This window comes from Acidovorax benzenivorans (assembly GCF_028680575.1).
Classification (GTDB): Bacteria; Pseudomonadota; Gammaproteobacteria; order Burkholderiales; family Burkholderiaceae_C; genus Acidovorax; species Acidovorax benzenivorans.
In genome coordinates this window covers 59,482-81,037 of record NZ_JAPCKI010000022.1, presented here as the reverse complement: position 1 = coordinate 81,037, position 21,556 = coordinate 59,482, and the positions used below count along the sequence as shown (strand labels likewise).

24 protein-coding genes are annotated in these 21,556 nt (G+C 64.2%); 17 read left to right on the top strand and 7 right to left on the bottom strand.

Going from position 1 to position 21,556, the window contains the following annotated elements:
- Positions 1–261 (top strand): IS3 family transposase (locus tag OIN59_RS23650; protein WP_274114448.1); only part of this gene is annotated, 261 nt, incomplete at its 5' end.
- A gap of 186 nt (positions 262–447) precedes the next feature.
- Complete coding sequence (locus tag OIN59_RS23645; RefSeq protein ID WP_274114447.1) at positions 448–759, top strand: hypothetical protein; 312 nt, start codon at positions 448–450, stop codon at positions 757–759.
- 121 nt (positions 760–880) lie between these two features.
- Here OIN59_RS23645 and OIN59_RS23640 read toward each other — a convergent pair whose 3' ends face one another.
- On the bottom strand, positions 881–1,450 hold the full coding sequence (locus tag OIN59_RS23640) for a hypothetical protein (protein WP_274114446.1): 570 nt from the start codon (positions 1,448–1,450) through the stop codon (positions 881–883).
- A 340-nt stretch (positions 1,451–1,790) separates the two neighbouring features.
- A complete protein-coding gene (locus tag OIN59_RS23635) occupies positions 1,791–2,813 on the bottom strand; it encodes an OmpA family protein (RefSeq protein ID WP_274114445.1) in 1,023 nt (340 codons plus the stop codon).
- Positions 2,814–3,124: 311 nt separating this feature from the next.
- Between OIN59_RS23635 and OIN59_RS23630 the strand changes: the two genes are divergently transcribed.
- Complete coding sequence (locus OIN59_RS23630) at positions 3,125–4,411, top strand: MFS transporter (RefSeq protein ID WP_274114444.1); 1,287 nt, start codon at positions 3,125–3,127, stop codon at positions 4,409–4,411.
- Positions 4,412–4,491: 80 nt separating this feature from the next.
- Entirely contained in the window at positions 4,492–4,635 is a 144-nt protein-coding gene (locus OIN59_RS23625; protein ID WP_274114443.1) for a hypothetical protein, read from the top strand.
- A gap of 130 nt (positions 4,636–4,765) precedes the next feature.
- On the opposite strand, the gene OIN59_RS23620 is transcribed toward OIN59_RS23625, so the two are convergent.
- The gene (locus tag OIN59_RS23620; RefSeq protein ID WP_274114442.1) at positions 4,766–7,057 is read right to left on the bottom strand and encodes a putative bifunctional diguanylate cyclase/phosphodiesterase; all 2,292 of its coding nucleotides are present in this window, start codon (positions 7,055–7,057) and stop codon (positions 4,766–4,768) included.
- A 182-nt stretch (positions 7,058–7,239) separates the two neighbouring features.
- The gene (ylqF, locus tag OIN59_RS23615; protein WP_274114441.1) at positions 7,240–8,211 is read right to left on the bottom strand and encodes a ribosome biogenesis GTPase YlqF; all 972 of its coding nucleotides are present in this window, start codon (positions 8,209–8,211) and stop codon (positions 7,240–7,242) included.
- A 94-nt stretch (positions 8,212–8,305) separates the two neighbouring features.
- Here ylqF and OIN59_RS23610 point away from each other — a divergent pair, with 94 nt between their 5' ends.
- Together OIN59_RS23610 and OIN59_RS23605 are read left to right on the top strand one after the other, a co-directional pair.
- A complete protein-coding gene (locus OIN59_RS23610; RefSeq protein ID WP_274114440.1) occupies positions 8,306–8,557 on the top strand; it encodes a hypothetical protein in 252 nt (83 codons plus the stop codon).
- A gap of 14 nt (positions 8,558–8,571) precedes the next feature.
- Positions 8,572–8,784 (top strand): oxidoreductase-like domain-containing protein, encoded by a 213-nt coding sequence (locus OIN59_RS23605; protein ID WP_274114449.1) that lies wholly within the window; start codon positions 8,572–8,574, stop codon positions 8,782–8,784.
- 95 nt (positions 8,785–8,879) lie between these two features.
- On the opposite strand, the gene gshA is transcribed toward OIN59_RS23605, so the two are convergent.
- A complete protein-coding gene (gene gshA, locus OIN59_RS23600; protein ID WP_274114439.1) occupies positions 8,880–10,406 on the bottom strand; it encodes a glutamate--cysteine ligase in 1,527 nt (508 codons plus the stop codon).
- 71 nt (positions 10,407–10,477) lie between these two features.
- Positions 10,478–11,386 carry an SDR family oxidoreductase gene (locus tag OIN59_RS23595; RefSeq protein WP_274114438.1) on the bottom strand — a complete coding sequence of 303 codons (909 nt, stop codon included), beginning with the start codon at positions 11,384–11,386 and terminating at the stop codon, positions 10,478–10,480.
- 324 nt (positions 11,387–11,710) lie between these two features.
- Between OIN59_RS23595 and OIN59_RS23590 the strand changes: the two genes are divergently transcribed.
- The 11 genes from OIN59_RS23590 to tolA all read left to right on the top strand — a co-directional run bounded on the left by OIN59_RS23590 (position 11,711) and on the right by tolA (position 19,756).
- On the top strand, positions 11,711–11,992 hold the full coding sequence (locus OIN59_RS23590; protein ID WP_274114437.1) for a DUF427 domain-containing protein: 282 nt from the start codon (positions 11,711–11,713) through the stop codon (positions 11,990–11,992).
- 554 nt (positions 11,993–12,546) lie between these two features.
- Positions 12,547–13,185 carry a DUF938 domain-containing protein gene (locus tag OIN59_RS23585; protein ID WP_274114436.1) on the top strand — a complete coding sequence of 213 codons (639 nt, stop codon included), beginning with the start codon at positions 12,547–12,549 and terminating at the stop codon, positions 13,183–13,185.
- Positions 13,186–13,198: 13 nt separating this feature from the next.
- Positions 13,199–13,495 carry a 2Fe-2S iron-sulfur cluster-binding protein gene (locus tag OIN59_RS23580; RefSeq protein WP_274114435.1) on the top strand — a complete coding sequence of 99 codons (297 nt, stop codon included), beginning with the start codon at positions 13,199–13,201 and terminating at the stop codon, positions 13,493–13,495.
- Between the two features lie 245 nt (positions 13,496–13,740).
- The gene (ribBA, locus tag OIN59_RS23575) at positions 13,741–14,862 is read left to right on the top strand and encodes a bifunctional 3,4-dihydroxy-2-butanone-4-phosphate synthase/GTP cyclohydrolase II (RefSeq protein WP_274114434.1); all 1,122 of its coding nucleotides are present in this window, start codon (positions 13,741–13,743) and stop codon (positions 14,860–14,862) included.
- A gap of 5 nt (positions 14,863–14,867) precedes the next feature.
- Positions 14,868–15,332, top strand: coding sequence for a 6,7-dimethyl-8-ribityllumazine synthase (gene ribH, locus OIN59_RS23570; protein ID WP_274114433.1), 465 nt, complete (start codon positions 14,868–14,870; stop codon positions 15,330–15,332).
- Complete coding sequence (gene nusB, locus OIN59_RS23565) at positions 15,329–15,892, top strand: transcription antitermination factor NusB (protein WP_274114432.1); 564 nt, start codon at positions 15,329–15,331, stop codon at positions 15,890–15,892. Before ribH ends, nusB begins: the two co-directional genes overlap by 4 nt.
- Positions 15,893–15,998: 106 nt before the next feature.
- A complete protein-coding gene (locus tag OIN59_RS23560; protein ID WP_274114431.1) occupies positions 15,999–17,183 on the top strand; it encodes a pyridoxal phosphate-dependent aminotransferase in 1,185 nt (394 codons plus the stop codon).
- 6 nt (positions 17,184–17,189) lie between these two features.
- Positions 17,190–17,609, top strand: coding sequence for a tol-pal system-associated acyl-CoA thioesterase (ybgC, locus tag OIN59_RS23555; RefSeq protein WP_274114430.1), 420 nt, complete (start codon positions 17,190–17,192; stop codon positions 17,607–17,609).
- A complete protein-coding gene (gene tolQ, locus OIN59_RS23550) occupies positions 17,606–18,319 on the top strand; it encodes a protein TolQ (RefSeq protein WP_274114429.1) in 714 nt (237 codons plus the stop codon). The genes ybgC and tolQ overlap by 4 nt, the downstream gene beginning before the upstream one ends.
- Positions 18,320–18,330: 11 nt before the next feature.
- Positions 18,331–18,753 (top strand): ExbD/TolR family protein, encoded by a 423-nt coding sequence (locus OIN59_RS23545; RefSeq protein WP_274114428.1) that lies wholly within the window; start codon positions 18,331–18,333, stop codon positions 18,751–18,753.
- Positions 18,754–18,784: 31 nt separating this feature from the next.
- Entirely contained in the window at positions 18,785–19,756 is a 972-nt protein-coding gene (gene tolA, locus OIN59_RS23540) for a cell envelope integrity protein TolA (protein ID WP_274114427.1), read from the top strand.
- 257 nt (positions 19,757–20,013) lie between these two features.
- Here tolA and OIN59_RS23535 read toward each other — a convergent pair whose 3' ends face one another.
- Positions 20,014–21,354, bottom strand: coding sequence for an MFS transporter (locus tag OIN59_RS23535; protein WP_274114426.1), 1,341 nt, complete (start codon positions 21,352–21,354; stop codon positions 20,014–20,016).
- Between the last annotated feature and the right edge of the window lie 202 nt (positions 21,355–21,556).

The window sequence follows — 21,556 nt, the reverse complement described above, 5'->3', positions numbered from 1 at the left end:
GACTTCGCCCGCTGGTGCAAGGACAACCAATTGGTGCCAAGCATGAGCCGACGTGGAAACTGTTGGGACAACGCGGTAGCAGAGTCCTTCTTCAGCAGCTTGAAGAAGGAGAGAATCAAACGCCATATCTACGCCACCAGGCAAGACGCCAAGTCAGATGTGTTTGACTACATCGAAGGTTTTTACAATCGAATCCGTCGGCACAGTCACCTAGACCAACTGAGTCCGCTGGCATTCGAACAACTCCGAAACGGAAGTTGAAATATGTCTACGAAACCGGGTGAAGTCCACCTCGCTATCGCACCGGTAATTGAGGTGATTCACGCTGCAGTCACGGGAAAGCAAACAAACAGCAGCACTCGCTAATCGAAGGCGATTCGACTGATACGCCAGTTCGGCTGCTATCGGCCAATAGCAGACTTCCAGTTTCTATCGCTCCCAGCTTCGATGAAGAACATTCAGGTTATCGACGGCGCAGTGAACTGCGTGTACGACATCTTTGCCGCCACTGATGAAGAGTTCGCACTCATCTTCCCTGACGGGCAAGACATCGCGTTCATTGACGAGGTCTATGAGCGCAGCAGCAACGATGCATCGCTCAACCGTGCGTTTGAAGCGATTTGGGCGCGTCGCATAGTCAAAGCTGATGCGATGGGAATCCAGGGGCAACTGTTCTACGAACTCGAAGCGAAAAAGGTGTTTTATCCAACTCGGCGCGACGAAGAGGCAGCGAACCCAGACGGCTCCAGCTTGAGATAAGAACCTGCGCGGCAGGATGCGGCCAGGAGCGGCCGAAGGCTTCAGGAAGAAGCCGTCAATCAATGTTGGAATTGAACGGCGCAATGCGGCTGCGCGTCCGCTTCTGACGACCCATTAGGCATCACTTCCACTCTTCCGCGACTTTTCGAAGCTTTTCGAGTTCGTCAACAACCGGATCGCGCTCGCCTTCGCTGCCTATATACGGACGGAGGTCGATGCGGTGGGTTTCAATTACCTGCTTCCCAGCGAAGCTGTGGGTGGCCGTCACGGAAAATTGCTGCGGAACGACGGTGACATCTGCACCAGGAGCAAAAATGACGAAGCCTTGAGCTAACGCGAATACTAGCGATCCACCCGGCGGCAGACTTTGTATCGTATCGACGAACGCCGCTTTCGTACGAAGGTTGTGATCCGGTCGCTTTGCTTCCCCGAATTGAAAGAAGTCCTTGTCCATGGATAGTTGTAGATTCTCAGCGCTCGTACGTCCCGTATTCTCAATACGCAGGTACAGAACAGTCGTGTGCGGCCTCACGTATGGAGAAACGCTGACGTACGGCCTAAGCATTGCCTCTGACTGCTCGCGCACGGCCTGAACCGAAGCTTCGCTAGCTTTCGCCATCTTGTAGGTCAAATACGAATAGATCGACGTGACGAAGACAAGAATGGCCGTGAGGTAGTCGATGGTTGTCATGAACGCTCCGTGACGTGTAATTTTATGTAGATGACATTAAGTTGCGGGCTATATCCGGCGGCTTTGCAACTTTGATCTGGATGACTGTTCAGGGCCCACACCAGACTCTCATTTTGGTCTACAAGCAAACACATACCGACCACTTGCGTTAAAGCACTGGAACACGGCTTCCCGCCCGCTTCCACACTCTGCGTTGGCCAAGATTCTTGGCGTCTTCTTCTGTTGCAAAAGCGGGCCTGGCGATCTGCACGCACGCCGAAGCCGTAAGACTCCGCAACGCCTCCACCACTCGCGGTTGGCAACCTGTCGATGCCGCCGCAATGCACCAGCAACAACCATCTCACTGCGGCACCAACTCCACGCGCCGGTTCTTGGCTCTGCCTTCGTCGCTGCTGTTGCTGGCTACGGGTGCGAGCGACGCCACGCCGTTGCCCACCAGGCGGTTGGCGGCAATGCCGTAGTCCTTGGCCAGCATGGCGGCCACGGCATCGGCGCGGCGTTTGGACAGGGCCAGGTTGCTGTCGAAGCTGCCCACGCTGTCGGTGTGGCCCACCACGTGCAGCTTGACGGTGGGCTCGGCCTTCAGAAAGGCGGCGATCTGCTCCAGCGAGGGTTTGGACTCTGGCTTGACGTCGGCCTTGCCGGTGTCGAACAGGATGCCGTAGATAGCAACCTTGCCGTTGGCGGTGATGGACTTGCTGATGTCGGACGCGCTGACCACCACCATGTTCTGCTCCATGGCCTTGGTCTCCAGGATGTCCACGGCGATATACGCGCCCTGCCTGGATTTGTAGGTGGCGTCTTCCTTGGGCCAATCGATGGAGATCAGGCGCACAGTGGTGCTGCCCTTCTGGAAGGTACCCGTGCGCACGGTGCCCGCGTCAGCGCCGTACATCACGTATTCGCTGCGGTTGTTCTTGATGAAGTCGCGCTGGCCGCTGCTGAAGTTGGCCAAAAAGTTGGTGTAGCTGCCCGCTGCACCGTCGCGGGTGGAGTCGTACAGCGCCGCAAAGCCGCTGGCCATGAGGTCATTGGTGTAGTTGCGAAACAGCTCCAGCGACCGCGTGGCGCCCGGGGCCTCATACCACAGGCGGGTGAGCTTGCCTTCCAGCGCGAGCGGCGGTTGCGCATAGCGCCGCTTGTAGGTCTGCAGGTCAAACTCCTTGAACGTAGAGGTCTGGAACTCCACGGCGTCGAAGTTGCGCACCTCGTAGCCCACGATGGTGCTACCACCAAAACGTTTCACTGCGGGGTGATCCTTGGCCCCGGCAAGGTCTTGTGCCCACGCCGGTACCACACTGACCATGGCCAGGAACCCGAGGCACAGCGATGCGCCCCACTGACGAAACAGTTTCATGCTCATGGGCAATCTCCAGTTGAAAACACGTATCGCAAAGTGGTGCAGTACCCGGCGCTGCAACAGGCGGCGGGCCCACAGTCATCATAGGCGAGCACCTGGCGGCAAGCCACCCAACCCGCGTGCGACGCCATGGTGCAGCACGCTGCTTTTACGAAATACATCACGGTTTCACACTGGCTCTCTGTTTCGCTCATCACGCAAGATGGCATGTCACCCGCCGAAAACCGAGCGGGATGCCGATGAAAGTCGCGGCCCAGGCCATGGTTCATGGCATGAGCGTTGCATGCGCCCCCAAAGCCGCACATCCACCATCCATGACTTCATCCCTCCACTCTGCCCTGCCCCTTGCGCTCACCCATCCAGACGCGCCGCCACCCAGCGCCCCCGGCCTCAGTACTCCCGTGCTCTTGCTGATGGCGGTGGCCTGCGGCCTGTGTGCGGGCAGCAACTACTTCAACCAACCGCTGCTGCACTCCATTGCCACGCAGCTGCAAGTGCGGGACGCGTCGGCGGCACTCATCGTGACGCTGGCGCAGGTGGCTTATGCGGCGGGGCTGCTGCTTTTGGTGCCGCTGGGCGACCTGCTGGAGCGGCGACGGCTCATCACCACGCTGATGCTGCTGGCCGCGCTGGGGCTGTTTACCAGCGGGTTTGCGCACAACTACGCCATGCTGGCGCTGGGCACGCTGCTCACTGGCCTGTTTTCGGTGGCGGCGCAGGTGCTGGTGCCGCTGGCAGCCACCCTGGCAGCGCCGGGCCGCAGCGGGCGGGCGGTGGGGTTGGTGATGAGTGGGCTGCTCACCGGCATTCTGGCGGCGCGCAGCGTGGCAGGACTGCTGTCGGAGGTGGGCGGCTGGACGCTGGTGTACCGCGTGGCGGGCGTCGCCATGGTGGCCGTGGCGCTGGCGTTGTGGTGGGTGATTCCCGTGTCGCGCAACGCGGCCTCGGCACAAACGCAGGGGTACGGGCAAGTCTTGCGGTCGCTGGGCACGCTGGCGCTGCGCCACCCCCGGTTGCGCAGCCGGGCCTTGCTGGGCGGGTTGTCGTTTGCCTCGGTCAGTGTGTTGTTCTCCACCATGGCGCTGCTGCTGGCGGGGCCTGCGCACCGCCTGGGCGATGCGGGAATTGGCCTGGTGGGGCTGGCGGGCGTGGCCGGTGCGCTCATGGCCAATGTGGCGGGCCGCATGGCCGACCGTGGGCAGGCGCAGGTGGCCACTGCCGCGTCGGTGGGTTTGCTGCTGCTGGGCTGGGGCGCGCTGTGGCTGGGCGCCAGCAGCCTGGTGTGGTTTGTGGTGGGCATGCTGGTGGCAGACCTGGCGCTGCAGGGCGTGCACATCAGCAACCAGAACGTGATCTACCGGCTGGACCCCACGGCCCGCGCGCGGCTGAACGCGGTGTACATGACCAGCTACTTTGTGGGTGCGGCCACGGGCTCGGCGCTGGGGTCGGTGGCCTGGCTGTGGGGCGGATGGAGTGCCACCTGTGCGCTGGGGATGGGCATTGCCGTGCTGAACGCGCTGGCACTGGCCTACGACCAGCGGCTGGCCGTGCGGGCACGTGGTGACGTTGTGCGGGACGCCTCAGAAGGTGCCGGGGCGTAGCCCCCTGCAGCCGCCAACGGCGCAAATTGTGACGTACCATCCTCGCACGGTCCCATCCCGAGACCTTTCAAGGAGGCCCCATGGCCAAAGGCGAACAGCGCAGCAACAAGATGGCGAAAAAACCCAAAAAGGATACCTCGCCACCCAAGGAACACAGTGCATCGGACCGACCCATGCCACCGATGACCACCGTCCTGCCCAAGGGCAAAGACAAAAACAAATAAGCCACCACAGCCCGCCGCCTTGGTCGGGCGAGGTTGCTATAAAAACAATAGCTGTAGGCGCTTATTAAATAAGCGCCTACAGCTATTTTTGTTTCAAAACTCGCAGACGGAAAAAAATGGACTGCTGCGGTCAATTTGCAGTCGGCGATTTCCAAGTCTGACAGGCTTCTAGCCACTGGGCATCGGGCTCGGGCCGACCAAACAGGTAGCCCTGGTACACGATGTCCGGCGCGCGCTGGCGCAGGAAGTCGGCCTGTGCCTGGGTCTCGACCCCCTCGGCCACCACACGCAGGCCAAAGTGCCGGGCCACCGACAAGATGCCTTCTACCAGCACACCATCGTCGGCATTGGTGGGCGCATCGCGCACAAACGACCGGTCGATCTTGATCTCCTGGATCGGCAAGCGCTTGAGGTAAGCCAACGACGAGTAGCCCGTACCAAAGTCATCCAGCGATATGTCCACGCCCAGCGCCGCCAGCTCGTGCATCTTGGCGACGGCATCATCAAAATCGTCGATCACCAGGCCTTCAGTGACCTCCAGTGTGAGCAGCCGCGGGTCGGCGCCGCTGGCCGCCAGCAGGGCACGCAGTTGCGGGACAAAACGCGGCTGGCGAAACTGTCGTGCACTGAGGTTGACGGACAGCCGCAGCCCCCGCGCTTTGAACACTGGCTGGGCCAGCAGCGCGCAGGAATGGGCTAGCACCCAGCCGCCCACGCTGACGATCAGATCGGACTCTTCGGCAATGGGGATGAACAGCCCCGGCGGCACCAACCCGTCGCGCGGGTGCTGCCAGCGCACCAGCACCTCGGCCCCCGTGACCCGGCCCGACACATCCACCTGAGACTGCAGGTGCAGCCGCAACTCGCCCGCGCCAATGGCATGGCGCAGTTCACGCTCCACCCGAAAGCGCTGCTCGGCCGCCTCGCCCATGCCCTGCTCAAAAAAGGCAGCCCGGCCGCCACCGGCCTGCTTGGCCCGGTGCAGGGCCGTGCCTGCGCGCCTCAGCCCGTCGTGCGCGCCATCGTCGGCCGTCTGCGGGTACAGGGTGATGCCCACGCTGGCGCCCAATTGCGCTTCCTGCGCGTCGCCCTCCAGGCGCAAGGGGCGCAGCAGGGCAGCCTGCAGTTTCTCGGCAAAGGCCAGCGCATGGCGGCCCGCCAGCGAGGCATCGGCCCCCAGGCCATGCAGCACCACCGCAAACTCATCGCCAGCCACGCGCACCAGCAGGTCCTGGGGCGGCAGGATCTCGGCCAGGCGCAGCGCCACGGCACACAGCAGGCGATCGCCCATTTCGCTGCCGCGCGCGTCGTTGAAGGTCGTGAAGCGGTCCAGGTCCAGCAGCAGCAAGGCATGCTGGTTGGACGGCACACGGCCGGGGCGCCCGCGCAGCGCATGCAGGCGCTCCATCAGCGTGGAGCGGTTGGGCAGGCTGGTGAGGCCGTCGAAATGTGCCAGGCGGTGGATTTCGTCGGCGGCGCGCTTGCGTTCGGTGATGTCTTGCTTGAGCTCCACGTAGTGGCTCACCCGGCCGTCAGGCTGGCGGATGGGGGCCACAACCACGGACTCGGTCAATGCCTGGCCATCCTTGCGGAAGTTGACCTGCTCGCCCGCCCAGGTGTCTCCACGTGCCAGCGTCGTGCGCAGGCCCTCGCGTTGTGCGGCCGCCAGGCCGTTGCTTGAATAGTCCGCCGAGGCGCGGCCCACCACCTCGTCGCGCGCATAGCCCGTGCGGCGCACGAAGGCCTCGTTCACGTATTCGATGTCTTCGCGCAGGTCGGTGATGACGATGGCCTCGGGGCTCTGCTCCACGGCCCGCAGCAGCTTGCGCAGCGATGCCTCGCTGGCCGCGAGGTGGGTCGCGGCCTGTTGGGCCTCGCGCATCCTGCTGATGTAATTGCGACGGGACAGCAGCGTGGCTGCGGCCGTCAGCACCAGAATGCCCGCGAGATACACGGCCCCCACAAGGTGGCTTGCCACTTGCACGGGCTTGATCAGGCCCTGGAAGTCCGCCCAGATGAAGCCCAGGAACAACAAGGCCGTGAGCCCCACCAGCGTGAGCGTCGTACGCGCCCCCAATAGCCATCCGGACAACACGATGATCACCGGATAGTTCAGCAGGTTGGGGCCGTTCACGCCGCCGTTGCGGGCGGCCACCAACGACACAGACACCCACACGCCCCACACCAGCAGATGGGTGGCCAGCGTCCAGCGCCGCCAGTGCGCCAGCAGCAGGGTCGCGCCACCAATGCAGCCAGCCGCAAAGTTGAGCGCCACACGCGACGCAGGCATGGACCCGTCCCACCACAGCAGCGCGCCAATGGCAAAACCCAGCAACATCACCGACCAGCCCGCCACCCGCACCAGGTGGCGCGTCGTGGCGTCTTCGTGGTCAGGCAGCGGAACAGCAGGGGCTTCGGCCATGGCAATGGGAAGTGCGGGGAAGGAAACCATCGTAACCGCAGGCATAGAAAACGCCTATGAGCAAAACACGGCCGGCATGGCCGCACTGCCCGGCCCACCGCACCACCGCTGCCACACACACTGGCACGGCAGGCGCAGGGCAGTTGCCGCAAGGCCTGAGAGCCCGAGGCAGGCCCCGCCGTTCAGTCCTGGTCACTGTTCGGGGCGGGCTCTCGCACCCCCGAGCCCTTGCCCTTGGCTTTGGCGCGCGCGTCTTTTTTGGCCTGGCGCTTGGCGTCCTCCGCCAGGCCTGCCGCGCGCCAGGCTTCAAACTCTGTGGGTGTCTCCAGCGTGATGCGGCCCAGGATGGCGGTGCGAAAGTCCGTCATAACAATCTCGGCCGTCTTTTGCAGGTTGACCCGGCCGCCGCCCAGCATAGCGCCGCGTTTGCGGCCAATGGCTTCGAGCAGTTCTTCATCGTGCATCTCGGCCACGGCACCCGCAGACAGGCCCAGCTTGTAGCGAGCCTCCAACAACGGAGCGTAGTTTTTCTGCAGACGGCGCAGCAGCTCCAGCGCGACCAGCTCTTCGTCGTAGGCATTGCGGCCCACGGCGCCGCTGGCGGCCAGGTTGTAGCCGCTCTCGGGCACCACGATGCGCGGCCACAACATGCCGGGCGTGTCCCACAGGTAAAAGTCGTCGGCCAGGGTGATGCGCTGCTCCAGCTTGGTGATGCCCGCCTCGTCGCCCGTCTTGGCCTGGCGCTTGTTGCTCAACGTATTGATCAACGTGGACTTGCCCACGTTGGGCACGCCGCAGATCAGCACCCGCATGGGCTTGGCCATGCCGCCCCGGTTGGGCGACAGCAGGTGGCAGGCGTCGATGAGCTTGCGCGTGGGCGCAGGGTCGGACGCATCCAGCGGCAAAGCGCGCGTGTCGCTCTGGGCGTTGTACCAGTCCACCCACAGCGCCGTGCGTTCGGGGTCGGCCACGTCCTGCTTGTTGAGCACCTTGAGCGTGGGCTTATGGCCCGTAATCTCGGCCAGCAGCGGGTTGGCGCTGGAGCCAGGCAGGCGCGCGTCCAGCACCTCGATCACCACGTCAATGTCCTTGATGCGTTCGGTGATGGCTTTGCGGGTCAGGTGCATGTGACCGGGGAACCACTGGATGGCCATGCGGGGGTACTTTCTTCTTGATTCAACAGGTTCTAAGGGTGGCAAGGATAATCGCGGTCCCACTTGCCCCACGCCACGGCGCTATTTGACCTCCATGCCAGCCCCTCTTGACACCCCGCGCAAAGCCACCGCCACCAAGGCCGACAAGGAGCTGCTGTTCAAGGGCGTGACCCTGGCCCTCATCGGACTGGTCATCTTGCTGGCGCCCTATGTCGCCCGCTCCAGCAGCGTACGCGACCTCATGAACCAGGCGGCCCTGGTGGGCTGGTTTGCGCTGGTGTTGGGCATTGCGTTCGGGGTGCAGTACGGCCTGCGCCGCGCCAAGGCCGGGCGCCATCAGCCGTGACGTTGCCCGAGGTGATGGCCCCGGCACCGGCTGTGGACGGTGCCACGGCGCAAGCCATGTTCACGGCGCTGCAGCAGCGCGCGGCCGCTGCGGGCATCACGCTGCGCAACCCGCCGCCCGAACCCACCACCTGCTGCGGACGGGGCTGCAATGGCTGCGTGTGGGAGGGATTTCTGAGCGCCGCCGAATACTGGCGGCAAGAGGCCTTGCTGCAGCTGCCAAACTGACTTTGAAGTCTTTTTGGCCAGCAGCGCTAGTGTGATATGCCCCGGCAGCTACCAAATCAATAGCACGCCCATGCCACTCGGCACGGGTCGCACTCTCAGCCCAGTTGCTCCACCGCCATGTACTGCTCGCGCCATTCTTCAAACGGCAGCGTGTCTGCAGCCTCGATGGCCTTTTGCGCGGCAATCGACTCGTCGGCCATCGCCAGGTAACGCGCCTGCTGCTCCGCCGTCCAGGGCAGGGCCAGCAACGCATCGCGCGCGGCAGCGGACTGCTGGCGGGCAAAGGATTCAAAGCTGTGGTGATGAGCCTGCACGATGCTGTCGAGCACGCGGGCCGACGGTGTGCGCTCTGGTGCTGCCATCAGCGCGCGGGCGTCGCGCAGCGCGGCGCTGTAGTCGTTGGTGCCATGGGTGGCATCCAGCGCTGCGGCCAGTGGCTCGCAGGCGGCCAGCACCTCGGCACCCCATTCGGTCAGCGGCACGCTCTGGCCGTTGCGCGACAGTTGCAAGCCGGGCTCGCGGCCGCGCTCTGCGGTCAGGTGCTGGTTCTGCTTGAGTTCGGCAATTTCGGCTGGCGTGTCGGGCGGGCTATCGGACAGCAGGCAGTGCAGCAAGAACACGTCCAGCAGGCGCATGGTGGGCGCCGTGATGCCCACTGGCACGAACGGGTCCAGGTCCATGAGGCGCACCTCGACGTATTCGACCCCGCGCTCGCGCAGCGCGTGCAGCGGGCGCTCGCCCGTGCGCACGGTGCGCTTGGGGCGGATGGTGCCGTAGAACTCGTTTTCGATTTGCAGCAGGCTGGTGCCCAGCTGGTTGTAGTCGCCACCCGGGTTGCGCACGCCTACGGTTTCGTAGGCGGAGTAAGGCTTGGTCAACGCCTCGTGCAGCGAGTTGGCGTAGCCCGTGAGGCCGTTGTAGCTCACGGCCAGCGTGGCTTGCGCGTCGCTCTGGTAGCCCAGGCGGCCCATGCGCAGCGACGTGGCGTGGGGCAGGTACAGCGCGCTGCCGCCCTCCATGGGCTGCAAACGGTGCTCGCGCCCTTCCACAAAACACGGACACAGCGCGGGCGAGGCGCCAAACAGGTACAGCAGCACAAACGCGTGGCGGCGGAAGTTGCGGATCAGCGCGAAATACTGTTCGCTGTCCACGCCCGGCAGGGACCAGTTGTAGTGAATGCCCGAAATAGTCTGCATGCGCCGGCCATAGCGGTGGCCCAGGCCCATGCGGTACACGCTCTTGGCACGGCCCACGTTGGAGCTGCCGTAACGGCCAATCGGAATCGTCTCGTCGGTGGGCAGGCCGCAGGGCATGCTGGACGCCCAGAGCAGCTCGCCGCCGCTGTCCTTCAAGGTGTGGTGCACAAACTGGTGCACCTCGGTCAGCTCATCCAGGCACTGCTGCACGCCCTTGTGGGCGCCGGTGATCAGCTCCAGCTGCGACTCGCTGTAGTCCGTGGTGACCAGGGGGTGAGTGAGGGCCGAGCCCAGCGCCAGCGGATGGGGGGTGAGGGCCAGGCCACCGGTGGGCAGCACGCGCAGCCCTTCTTTTTCAATGCCGCGGCGAATCCCTCCCAGGGCCTCCGCCGGGTAGGCAGCCAGTCTCTCGTGCAGTTTGCTCATATGTATGTACCGATCCAACTTCTGTCGGCCCGGAACTTAGCACGTTGAGCGCTGGCCCGCCTCTGGGGAAATCAAGCCCTTGCGGCCAAGGCCTTTCCAACTTCGTTGGTTCCTTGGGCTGCGCCGCTTTGTGGTACTTGCTCGCCCGCACGCTCCGTCACCTCGGCCAGGCGGGCTGCCAGCTGCTCGGGCACATCGGCACCGATGCCCAGATGAATGCCCTGCGTGAGGGTGATATGGGCCGCCTCGAACGTGCCCGCACCGGCACACAGGATGGTGCGCGTGGGCGCGCTTTCGTGCGCCAGCACCAGCATGGCGGGCACCACGGCCTCGGGCTTCAGGGCGTCCAGCACCTCCTGGGGCATCAGGCCCTCGGTCATGCGCGTGGCGGCCGTGGGGGCCAGGGCGTTCACGTGGATGTTGTACTTGGCGCCTTCGATGGCCAGGGTCTGCATCAGCCCCACCTGGGCCAGCTTGGCCGCGCCATAGTTGGCCTGGCCAAAGTTGCCGTACAGGCCGGTGGACGATGTGGTCATGACAATGCGGCCGTACTGCTGGGCCACCATGTGCGGCCACACGGCCTTGCAGCAGTTGGCAGCGCCCATCAGGTGGACTTGCACCACCAGGTTGAAGTCGTCCATGCTCATCTTGGCAAACGACTTGTCACGCAGGATGCCGGCGTTGTTGACCAGCACATCCACCCGGCCCCAGGCATCGATGGCCTGCTGCACCATGGCCTCGACCGCAGCAAAGTCGGTGACCGACGCGCCATTGGCCAGCGCCTCGCCGCCCGCTGCGCGGATCTCATCGACCACTGCCTGCGCCGCGCCCACCGTGGCGCCGCTGCCATCTACCGCGCCACCCAGGTCGTTGACCAGCACCTTGGCGCCGCGCTTGGCCAGCGCCAGTGCATGCTGGCGGCCCAGGCCGCCGCCTGCGCCCGTCACGATGGCCACGCGGCCTTGGAAATCAATACCCATGGTGAAGGTTCTCCTGTTGTCTCAATCGGTCAATGAATAAATAGGAAGCAAGGAAATGGGCTGAACCACGCCGAATGACGCTGGCGCCGCGCGGTGCACTGTAAGCCACGCCGGACGGCGCGCAGGTTGCACAGGCGACTGGATGCGCTGCCGCCCGCTCCAGCGCTTTGCATGCGCTGCGCACACCAGCACCGCACATTGGGAATAATCGGTGGCGGCGCAAGCCAGAAGCCAGCGCCGCACAGCCCTCCGACACTCATCTTTTGATAGCTGTCAGAACACCAAACACTGGCGCTAGCAGCCATTTTTACCCAAGGATCTCCCATGAAAGCAATCTGGAACGGCGTAGTAGTTGCCGAAAGCGACGACACCGTGGTGGTGGAAGGCAACCACTACTTTCCTGAAACCGCGCTCCACCGCGACTACTTCACCTTCAGCAACCACAAGACCACCTGCGCCTGGAAGGGCCAGGCCAGCTACCTGTCGCTGCTGGTCAACGGCGAGATGAACACCGACGCCGCCTGGTTCTATGCCGACCCCAAGCCCGAGGCCGAAGAGATCAAAGGCCGCGTGGCGTTCTGGAAGGGCGTAAAGGTCACCCCCTGAACATCAACCTGCGGGTTATCCCTGCCAGCACTGGACAATCATGTGGATAAGTTTTGACAAGTCCTGTATGACAACGCCAAGTGCTTGATTTGTAAGGAAACACCCTGCATTGCATTATTTTTAGGCAACACAGCAAATCATGGCGACGGTTATCCCGTTCCGCACTGGACAATGGTGTGGATAACCTTGGATAAGCCTTGTATGACCTTGTTAAGTGATTGATTTACAAGGACTATCCTTGTGACGCTCAAAAAACAGGCAATTACAACAACCGACCCGCCCCCGCTGCCGACACCCATCAAACGGCCCCAAAACTCCCGGTTATCCCTGCCCGCACTGGACAATCTTGTGGATAACTCTGGACAAGCCTTGTATGACAGTCTTAAGTCATTGATTCACAAGGAAACTTCTTGTACCGCTTAAAAAACAGGCAGCATGAGCGGGTGAAGCGTCTGCGGTACAGTCCACGTCGGCGTGCTTCGGTTCGCTCTTTATTTCATAGCTACTAACGCTTACCAGATAAGCGCTAGATGTCAAAAACACCAAAACATTCCGTGTCCACCACCCCACTCCGGCACAGCCCCGCCGCCGAGCGCAACCAGGGCCCCATCCTGGCGCAGCTGCTGGCCCTGTTGCCGCCCACCGGTGCTGCGCTGGAGATTGCCAGCGGCACCGGCCAGCACGCCGCGCACTTTGCCGCCGCCCTGCCCGGCTGGACCTGGCAGCCCACGGACCTGCACCACACCCACTTCGCGTCGATCACCGCCTGGGCAGCGCAGGCCGGTGCCCGCAACGTGCTGGCGCCGCAGCAGTTGGACGTGTTGAACGACCGCTGGCCCAACGAGGGCCCGGCGTTCGGTGCCGCTTCGTTCGACCTGGTCTACTGCGCCAACATGCTGCACATCGCGCCCTGGGCCTGCAGCACCGGGCTGATGCAAGGCGCCGCGCGACACCTGGCGCCGGATGGCAGCCTCGTCACCTACGGCCCATACCTGGAAGACGGCGTGCCCACCGCCCCCGGCAACCTGGCCTTTGACGCCAGCCTGCGCGCGCAGGACGCGAGCTGGGGCATCCGCCGCCTCGAAGACGTGGCTGCCGTCGCCGCCCAGGCCGGCCTGCAACTGGCCGCGCGGCATGCAATGCCCGCCAACAACCTGCTGCTGGTGTGGATCCACGCAGCCCGCACCCCCTGAAGTAACACGCCCCATGACCACACCCACCGCCGTTCCCTTCTTCATCGCCAAGGTCGAACCCGACAGCCAGCAATGCGACGCCTGGCCCGAGCAACCCCTGCTGCTGTCACTGGAGCAAGGCGGCATCGACTGGCCCAGCTCCTGCCGCAACGGCACCTGCCGCACCTGCCTGGGCCAGCTGGTCGAGGGCACGGTGCGCTACGCCATCGAATGGCCGGGCCTGACAGCCGAAGAAAAGGAAGAAGGCTGCGTGCTACCCTGCGTGGCCTACCCCACGTCGGATGTGGTGCTGCAGGGCTCAGCCATTTGAGCTGCGGCAAGGGCCAAGCGGGGCAAGACCTGCCGCGCTGGGCCTGGGTGAACTAAAATCGCGCCTTTGTTTCTGCAGAGGCCCTGCATACCAGTTGGCCCCTGTGACGTGCGGCAGCGCCGCATCGCATGTTCTTTGGGCGGTTCTGGGGGCTCGCTGGCAATACAGCCGGGGCCCCGACCACAGGAACCTGCGCTGCGCCGCACCGCTAACACGCAAGCGGCCCCAACGAAAGCCTCCTTTTCATGACTTCCCCCCTCACCCCCGTGCCGATCTCGCCCGTCGAGGACATCGTGGCCGAGATGCGCGCCGGGCGCATCGTCATCCTGGTGGATGAAGAAGACCGCGAAAACGAAGGCGACCTCGTCCTGGCCGCCGACCACGTCACCCCCGAGGCCATCAACTTCATGGCTCGTTTTGGCCGAGGCCTGATCTGCCTGACGCTCACGCGCGAGCGCTGCGAGTTCCTCAAGCTGCCGCCCATGGCCGCACGCAACGGCACGGTGTACAGCACGGCCTTCACGGTCTCCATCGAGGCGGCAGAGGGCGTGACCACCGGCATCTCGGCCGCAGACCGCGCCCGCACCGTGCAAGTGGCGGTGGACCGCAAAAGCCAGCCCAGCGACCTGGTGCAGCCCGGCCACATCTTCCCGCTGCAAGCGGTGGACGGCGGCGTGCTGATGCGCGCGGGCCATACCGAAGCCGGTTGCGACCTGGCCGCCATGGCCGGCTGCAGCCCCGCATCGGTGATCTGCGAGATCATGAAGGACGACGGCACCATGGCCCGCCTGCCCGACCTGCAGCTGTTTGCGGCAGAGCATGGCATCAAGATCGGCACCATTGCCGACCTCATCGAATACCGCAGCCGCAACGAGTCGCTGGTGGAAAAAGTGGGCTCGCGTACGCTGCACACCGCCTATGGCGAATTCACCGCCCACGCGTTCCGCGACAAACCCAGCCAAGCCGTGCACCTGGCGCTGGTCAAGGGCCAGTGGAGCACCGACGACGTGGTACCGGTGCGCGTGCACGAGCCACTGTCGGTGTTCGATGCGCTCGAAGTCAACCGCTCCATGCACTCCTGGGGCCTGGACACCAGCCTGCAGTACCTGGCCAAGCAGGGCCAGGGCGTGGCGGTGCTGCTGAACTGCGGCGAAAGCGCCGCCCAGTTGCTGGCGCAGTTTGATGGCACCGCCCGCTCCGCCCAGGCCCCCGAGCGCGGCCGCATGGACCTGCGCACCTATGGCGTGGGCGCGCAGATCCTGCGCGAGTGCGGCGTACACAAGATGGCCCTCATGGGCCAGCCCCGCCGCATGCCCAGCATGACCGGCTACGGCCTCGAAATCACCGGCTTCATCCCCAAGGAATAACGACTATGTTTGGCGCAGAAAAAGGAAGCTCGGACCACCTGGACGGCAAGAAGCTGCACATCGGCATCGTGCAGGCCCGCTTCAACGAGAGCATCACCAACACCCTGGCCACCGCCTGCCGCGCAGAGCTGCTGGCCCTGGGCGTGCAAGAAAAGCACATCAAGCACGTGCTGGTGCCCGGAGCACTCGAAGTGCCCGTGGCCCTGCAGGCCATGGCCGAAAGCGATGAGTTCGACGCGCTGATTGCGCTGGGCTGCATCATCCGGGGCGAGACCTACCACTTTGAACTGGTGGCCAACGAATCCGGCGCGGGCGTGACGCGGCTGGCACTGGACTACCAGATCCCGATTGCCAACGCCATCATCACCACCGAGAACATGGAACAAGCCATTGCCCGCCAGACCGAGAAGGGCACTGACGCTGCCCGCGTTGCGGTGGAAATGGCCAACCTGCTGGACGAGCTGTCATGAGCGAAAACACCCCTACGCCTTCGTCGGCACGCCCACCCAAGCAGTCCCGTACGGGCCTCAAGAGCACGGGCACGCGCAAGGCAGCCTCCAAGTCCAACCGCAGCCGCGCGCGCGAGTTTGCGTTGCAGGCGCTGTACCAGCACTTGGTGGGCGGCAACGACGCCCATGCCATCGACGCGTTCACGCGCGACCTGGCGGGCTTTCACAAGGCCGACTCGGCGCACTACGACGCGCTGCTGCATGGCTGCATCGAGCACGCTGCCAGCATGGACGCATTGATCACCCCACTGCTGGACCGCAAGATGGCCGAGATATCACCCATCGAGCACGCCACGATGTGGATCGGTGTGTACGAGTTCCAGAACTGCCTGGACGTGCCGTGGCGCGTGGTGCTCAACGAGTGCATCGAACTGGCCAAGGAGTTTGGCGGCACAGACGGGCACAAGTACGTGAACGCCGTGCTCAACGGCCTGGCCCCCCAATTGCGCGCGGTGGAAGTAGCCGCCGACAAGGCCTCGGGCGCGTCGTCATCGGCCCCAGCGCCCACGGACGAAGCCTGAGCGCACCGCGACCGGCCCCGCGCGTGCACCCGACTGCCACGCCCGGAGCCTTCTCCCTTTTGGTTGTGAACCAACGCCCGACCTGCAGCGGGCAGGACGCCTTCCCATGAAGTTTTCCACGCGCGCCGAGCGCATTGAACCGTTCTACGTGATGGAAGTGGCCAAGGCCGCGCAGGCCCTGGCCCGCGAGGTGGCAGGCACGCGCGATCCGATGATCTTTCTGAACATCGGCGAGCCCGACTTCACGGCACCGCCGCTGGTGCAAGAGGCCGCCGCGCGCGCCGTGCACAGTGGCGCCACGCAATACACCAACGCGCTGGGGCTGGATGCCCTGCGCGAGCGCATCAGCGGCTGGTACCAAAGCCGCTTTGGCGTCAACGTGCCTGCGCGCCGCATCGTGGTGACGGCAGGTGCATCGGCCGCGCTGCAACTGGCGTGCCTGGCGCTCATCGAGTCGGGCGACGAAATCCTGATGCCTGACCCGAGCTACCCCTGCAACCGCCACTTCGTGAGCGCCGCAGAAGGCAAGGCCGTGCTGCTGCCCACCACCGCCGCCGAGCGCTACCAGCTGAGCGCCGACAAGGTGCGTGCCGCCTGGGGCGAGAAGACGCGAGGCGTGTTGCTGGCATCGCCGTCCAACCCCACGGGCACCTCCATCGCCCCCGACGAATTGCGCCGCATCCACGACGTGGTGCGATCGAACGACGGCATCACGATGATCGATGAGATCTACCTGGGCCTGTCGTACGAGGAAGAGTTTGGCCACACGGCCCTGGCCATCGACGACAACATCATCAGCATCAACAGCTTCAGCAAATACTTCAACATGACCGGCTGGCGCCTGGGCTGGATGGTGGTGCCCGAGGCGATGGTGCCGGTGGTCGAGCGCCTGGCGCAGAACCTGTTCATTTGCGCCAGCACCGTGTCGCAACACGCAGCGCTGGCCTGCTTCGAGCCGGAAAGCATTGCCGAATACGAACGCCGCCGCGCCGAGTTCAAGGCCCGGCGCGACTTCTTCATCCCGGCCTTGCAGTCCCTGGGCCTGGATGTGCCGGTGATGCCCGATGGTGCGTTCTACGCCTGGGCCGACTGCACACAGGCCGCGCAGCACCTGGGTGTGACCGGTAGCTGGGACTTTGCGTTTGAGCTGATGCGCCGCGCGCACATCGCCGTCACGCCAGGGCGCGACTTTGGCACGGCCGAGCCCGAGCGTTTCATCCGATTTTCCACCGCCAACTCCATGGCGCAGTTGCAAGAGTCCGTGGCGCGGCTGAAGGGCCTGCTCGGGTAAAGCACCATGGCCTTCGAGTTTCCGATCCGCGTGTATTGGGAGGACACCGATGCGGGCGGCATCGTGTTCTACGCCAATTACCTCAAGTTTTTTGAGCGGGCGCGCACCGAGTGGCTGCGGTCGCTGGGTGTGGGCCAGCAGCGATTGCGGGAACAAACCGGCGGCATGTTTGTCGTAACCGACGCGCAGCTGCGCTACCACCGGCCCGCGCGGCTGGACGATGAACTGATTGTTACCGCCGCCCTCCAAAGCAGTGGCCGCGCATCATTGACAATAGTGCAGCAGGCGCTCCTGAAACCAGAGCAGATGACCGACCAGTCCCCCACCTTGCTGACCGAAGGCAGCATCCGTATCGGATGGGTTGATGCCGACACCCTGCGCCCCACCAGAATTCCGAGCACCCTCCTGGAACAACTCACACCATGAATTCCCAAAACATGTCCATCATCTCCCTGGTGCTGCACGCCAGCTGGGTGGTGCAACTCGTGATGCTGCTGCTGCTGGGCGTGTCGGTGGCCAGCTGGGCCGCCATCTTCCGCAAGCTGTTTGCCTTGAAGCGCGTGAAGACACTCAACGAGGACTTCGAGCGCGAGTTCTGGTCGGGCACCAGCCTCAATGACCTGTACGCCGCCGCCGCACAAAACGCCAAGCAGGCGGGGCCCATGGAGCGCATTTTTGCTAGCGGCATGCGCGAATACCAAAAGCTGCGCGAACGCCGCATCACCGACCCCGGCACCTTGCTGGACGGCGCGCGCCGCGCGATGCGCGCCAGCTTCCAGCGCGAGATGGACGTGGTCGAATCGAGCCTTTCGTTCCTGGCCTCGGTCGGCTCCGTGTCGCCGTACGTGGGCCTGTTCGGCACCGTGTGGGGCATCATGCATGCGTTCACCGGCTTTGCAGGCATGGAGCAGGTCACGCTCGCTACCGTGGCCCCGGGCATTGCCGAGGCACTGGTCGCCACTGCCATCGGCCTGTTCTCGGCCATCCCTGCCGTGATCGCCTACAACCGCTTTGCGCGCGACATTGACCGCTTGGCCACGCACCAGGAGACCTTCATCGAAGAGTTCTCCAACATCCTGCAGCGCAACCTGGGCGCCCAGCCCGCACCCACAGGCCATACGGCCTCGGGCCACTAAGGGGTACGCCCATGCCCGCCATGGCATCCCGCGGCCGAGGCCGCCGCACCATCAACGAGATCAACATGGTGCCGTTCATCGACGTCATGCTGGTGCTGCTCATCATCTTCATGGTGACAGCGCCCATGCTCACGCCCGGCGTTATCGATGTGCCTAGCGTTGGCAAAAGCAAGAACATGCCCAAGGTGGTGGCCCAGGTCATCGTCAACAAAGACGGCACGCTGCAGTTCAAGACCCCCGAAGCCACCCGCAGCCTGAACCAGCGCGAGATTGGCGACGCCGCCAGCCGCTGGCAAAAGAGCCAGGGTCCCGAGAGTGCCGTGGTCATCAGCGCCGACAAAGGCGTGCAATACGAAACCGTGGTGAAGGCGATGGACTCCCTGCAAAAGGCAGGCGTGCAACGCGTAGGCCTGTCGGTCAAGCAAGGCGGTTGAACCGAACCCGCCCGGCACCGCTCAGACGCCCATGCACGCTCACTCCGACCGCGACCAGTTTGCCCCGCCCCGCCCACCGGCGCGCCTGCGCGCCATCACGCTGGCGGTGCTGGTGCATGCGGTGCTGATCGGCGCATTGACCTGGGGCGTGAACTGGAAGAACACGGCCGACCAGCCCGCCGTAGAGGCCGAACTGTGGGCCGCCGTGCCCACCCAGGCCGCCCCGCGCGCCGTGGAGCCCCCACCGCCCCCGCCACCACCTCCGGTGCAGCAAGTCACCCCTCCCCCACCCCCTGCGCCCCCCGTGCGGGCCGCAGAGCCACCCGACACGCGCGAGGCAGACATCGCCATCGAACGCGAGAAAAAGCGCCTGGAGCAGGAAAAGAAAGCCCGCGAGCAACAGCAGCTGCGCGAAAAGCGCGAGCGTGAGCGCAAGGAAGAAGAACGCCGCGACCGCCTGGAGCAGGAGAAAAAAGAGCGCCTGCAAAAGGAACGCGACAAAGAAAAGGAACAGCGCGAAAAGCAGCTGGCCGAGCAGAAAAAGGCCGAGCAGGATAAGCAGAAGAAGCTGGCTGAAGACAAGCGCAAGGCCGACGAAGCCGCCAAGCGCAAGGCAGAAACCGAGGGCAAGCAACTGGCTGAACAGCGTGAGGCCAACCTGCGCCGCATCCAGGGCATGGCAGGGGCCACGGGGGGCGAGAACGCCACAGGCACAGCTCAGCGCAGCGCAGGCCCCTCGGGCAGCTACGGCGGCAAGGTGGCCGCCAAGGTCAAGCCCAACATCGTGTACCCGGACGCGATCTCGGGCAACCCGCGCGCCGAGGTGGAAGTGAAGCTGGCGCCCGACGGCACCATCGTGGGCAAGCGCCTGGCGCAGTCCAGCGGCAACAAGGCCTGGGACGATGCCGTGCTGCGGGCCCTGGACAAGACCGAGACGCTGCCGCGCGATGTGGACGGGCGCGTGCCCTCCTCACTGACCATTGGTTTCAGGCCACAGGACTGACACAGACTTGCGTTCGAACATTCACAACCGTTCGGGCTGAGTCCTTCGACAGACTCAGGACGGGCTTATCAAAGCCCTGCAGGCGCTCCGACAAGCTCAGCGTGAACGGTTTTATGGCGTTTGAAGCGCTACGGCCCCCCCCAAAAAAAACAAAGCGCCCGGTAGATACCGGGCGCTTTATCCAAACCATTTTAGCCTCTAGCGCTTGATATACAAGCGCCAACAGCTATCTATTTAATAGCAAAACTACGACACTGCTACCGGTCGCGACGCTCCATGCGGCGGTTCAGGTTCAGCGCACCCAGCGTGCAGGCCACACCCGACAGCAGGTACACCGTCACCGCCAGCAGACCAAACTGCGACGACAGATACAGGGCCACCAGCGGTGCGAAGGCTGCACCAATGATCCAGGCCAGGTCGGCGGACAGGGCGGCGCCGGTGTAGCGGTACTGGGGCGAGAAGTTGGCCGTGACCGTGCCCGATGCCTGACCGTACGACAGGCCCAGCAGCACAAAGCCCAGCAGCAAAAACATGGTGCTGCCCACTTCGCCAGTGTTGAGCAACACCGGCGCCATGAAGCTGAACACGCCAATCAGCACCGCCATGCCGCCCAGCAGCTTGCGGCGGCCCAGGTGGTCCGACAGCCAGCCCGACACCATGATGGCGCCCGCCGCGAGGAACGCGCCGACGATCTGCACACCCAGAATCTGGGTGACAGGCTGGTCAGAGTACAGCGTGATCCACGACAGCGGAAACACCGTGACCAGGTGGAACAGCGCAAAGCTGGCCAGCGCCGCAAAAGCGCCCAGCAGCACGTTGCTGCCTTCGTCACGCATGACGCGGCTCACGGGCACGGGCTGCAGCTCGCGGTCCTTGAGGAGTTCGGAGTACGACTGCCCCACCACCAGACGCAGGCGCGCAAACAGGGCCACCACGTTCACGGCAAAGGCCACAAAAAACGGATAACGCCAGCCCCAGGCCAGAAACTCTTGCACCGTGAGGCTGCTGTACAGGTAGGCAAACAGGCCCGCAGCCAGCACAAAGCCCAGCGGCGCGCCCAGCTGGCCGATCATGGCGTACCAGCCCCGGCGCTCCTTGGGGGCCGACATGGCCAGCAGCGACGGCAGGCCGTCCCACGAACCACCCAGCGCCAGGCCCTGGCCCACGCGCAGGATCAGCAAGGCCACGATGGCGGCGGTGCCCACATCCTTGTAGCCAGGCAAAAACGCCATGCCCACCGTGCAGACGCCCAGCACAAACAGTGCAATGGTCAGCTTGGTGCCCCGCCCCCAGCGCCGCTGGATGGCCATGGAGATGGCGGTGCCCACCGGGCGGACCACAAAGGCAACGGCCAGCAGCGCAAACGCCATCAGCGTGCCGTCCAGGCGGGACAGGAAGGGAAACAGGAAGGACGGGAAGACAAGAACGCAGGCGATCCCGAAAACGAAAAAGTCGAAATACTCGGACGAGCGCCCGATGATCACGCCCACAGCGATTTCGCTGGGGGTGACGTCTTCATGCGTATCAGCCCGCGAGAGAGAGGCGGCGCTTTCTTGAAAACCGGCCGCAGGGTAAGTGGCAGTGGCGGGGCTGCTCATGAACATGACTCCTTGACGTTGTGTAGCTAAGACCACCTCGTTCTACACGCAACTTCTGCGGGCCACAAGTGCGCTTTCACTATGCCCGATGCCGAAAATGTTCTGCAAAACCCCGATTTGCACCCAATTGGGGCGGCTTGGTTTGACCTTGGACAAAATGTCCAATCGACAAAAAAGCTAGCGCAAGTACATTCGCACACAT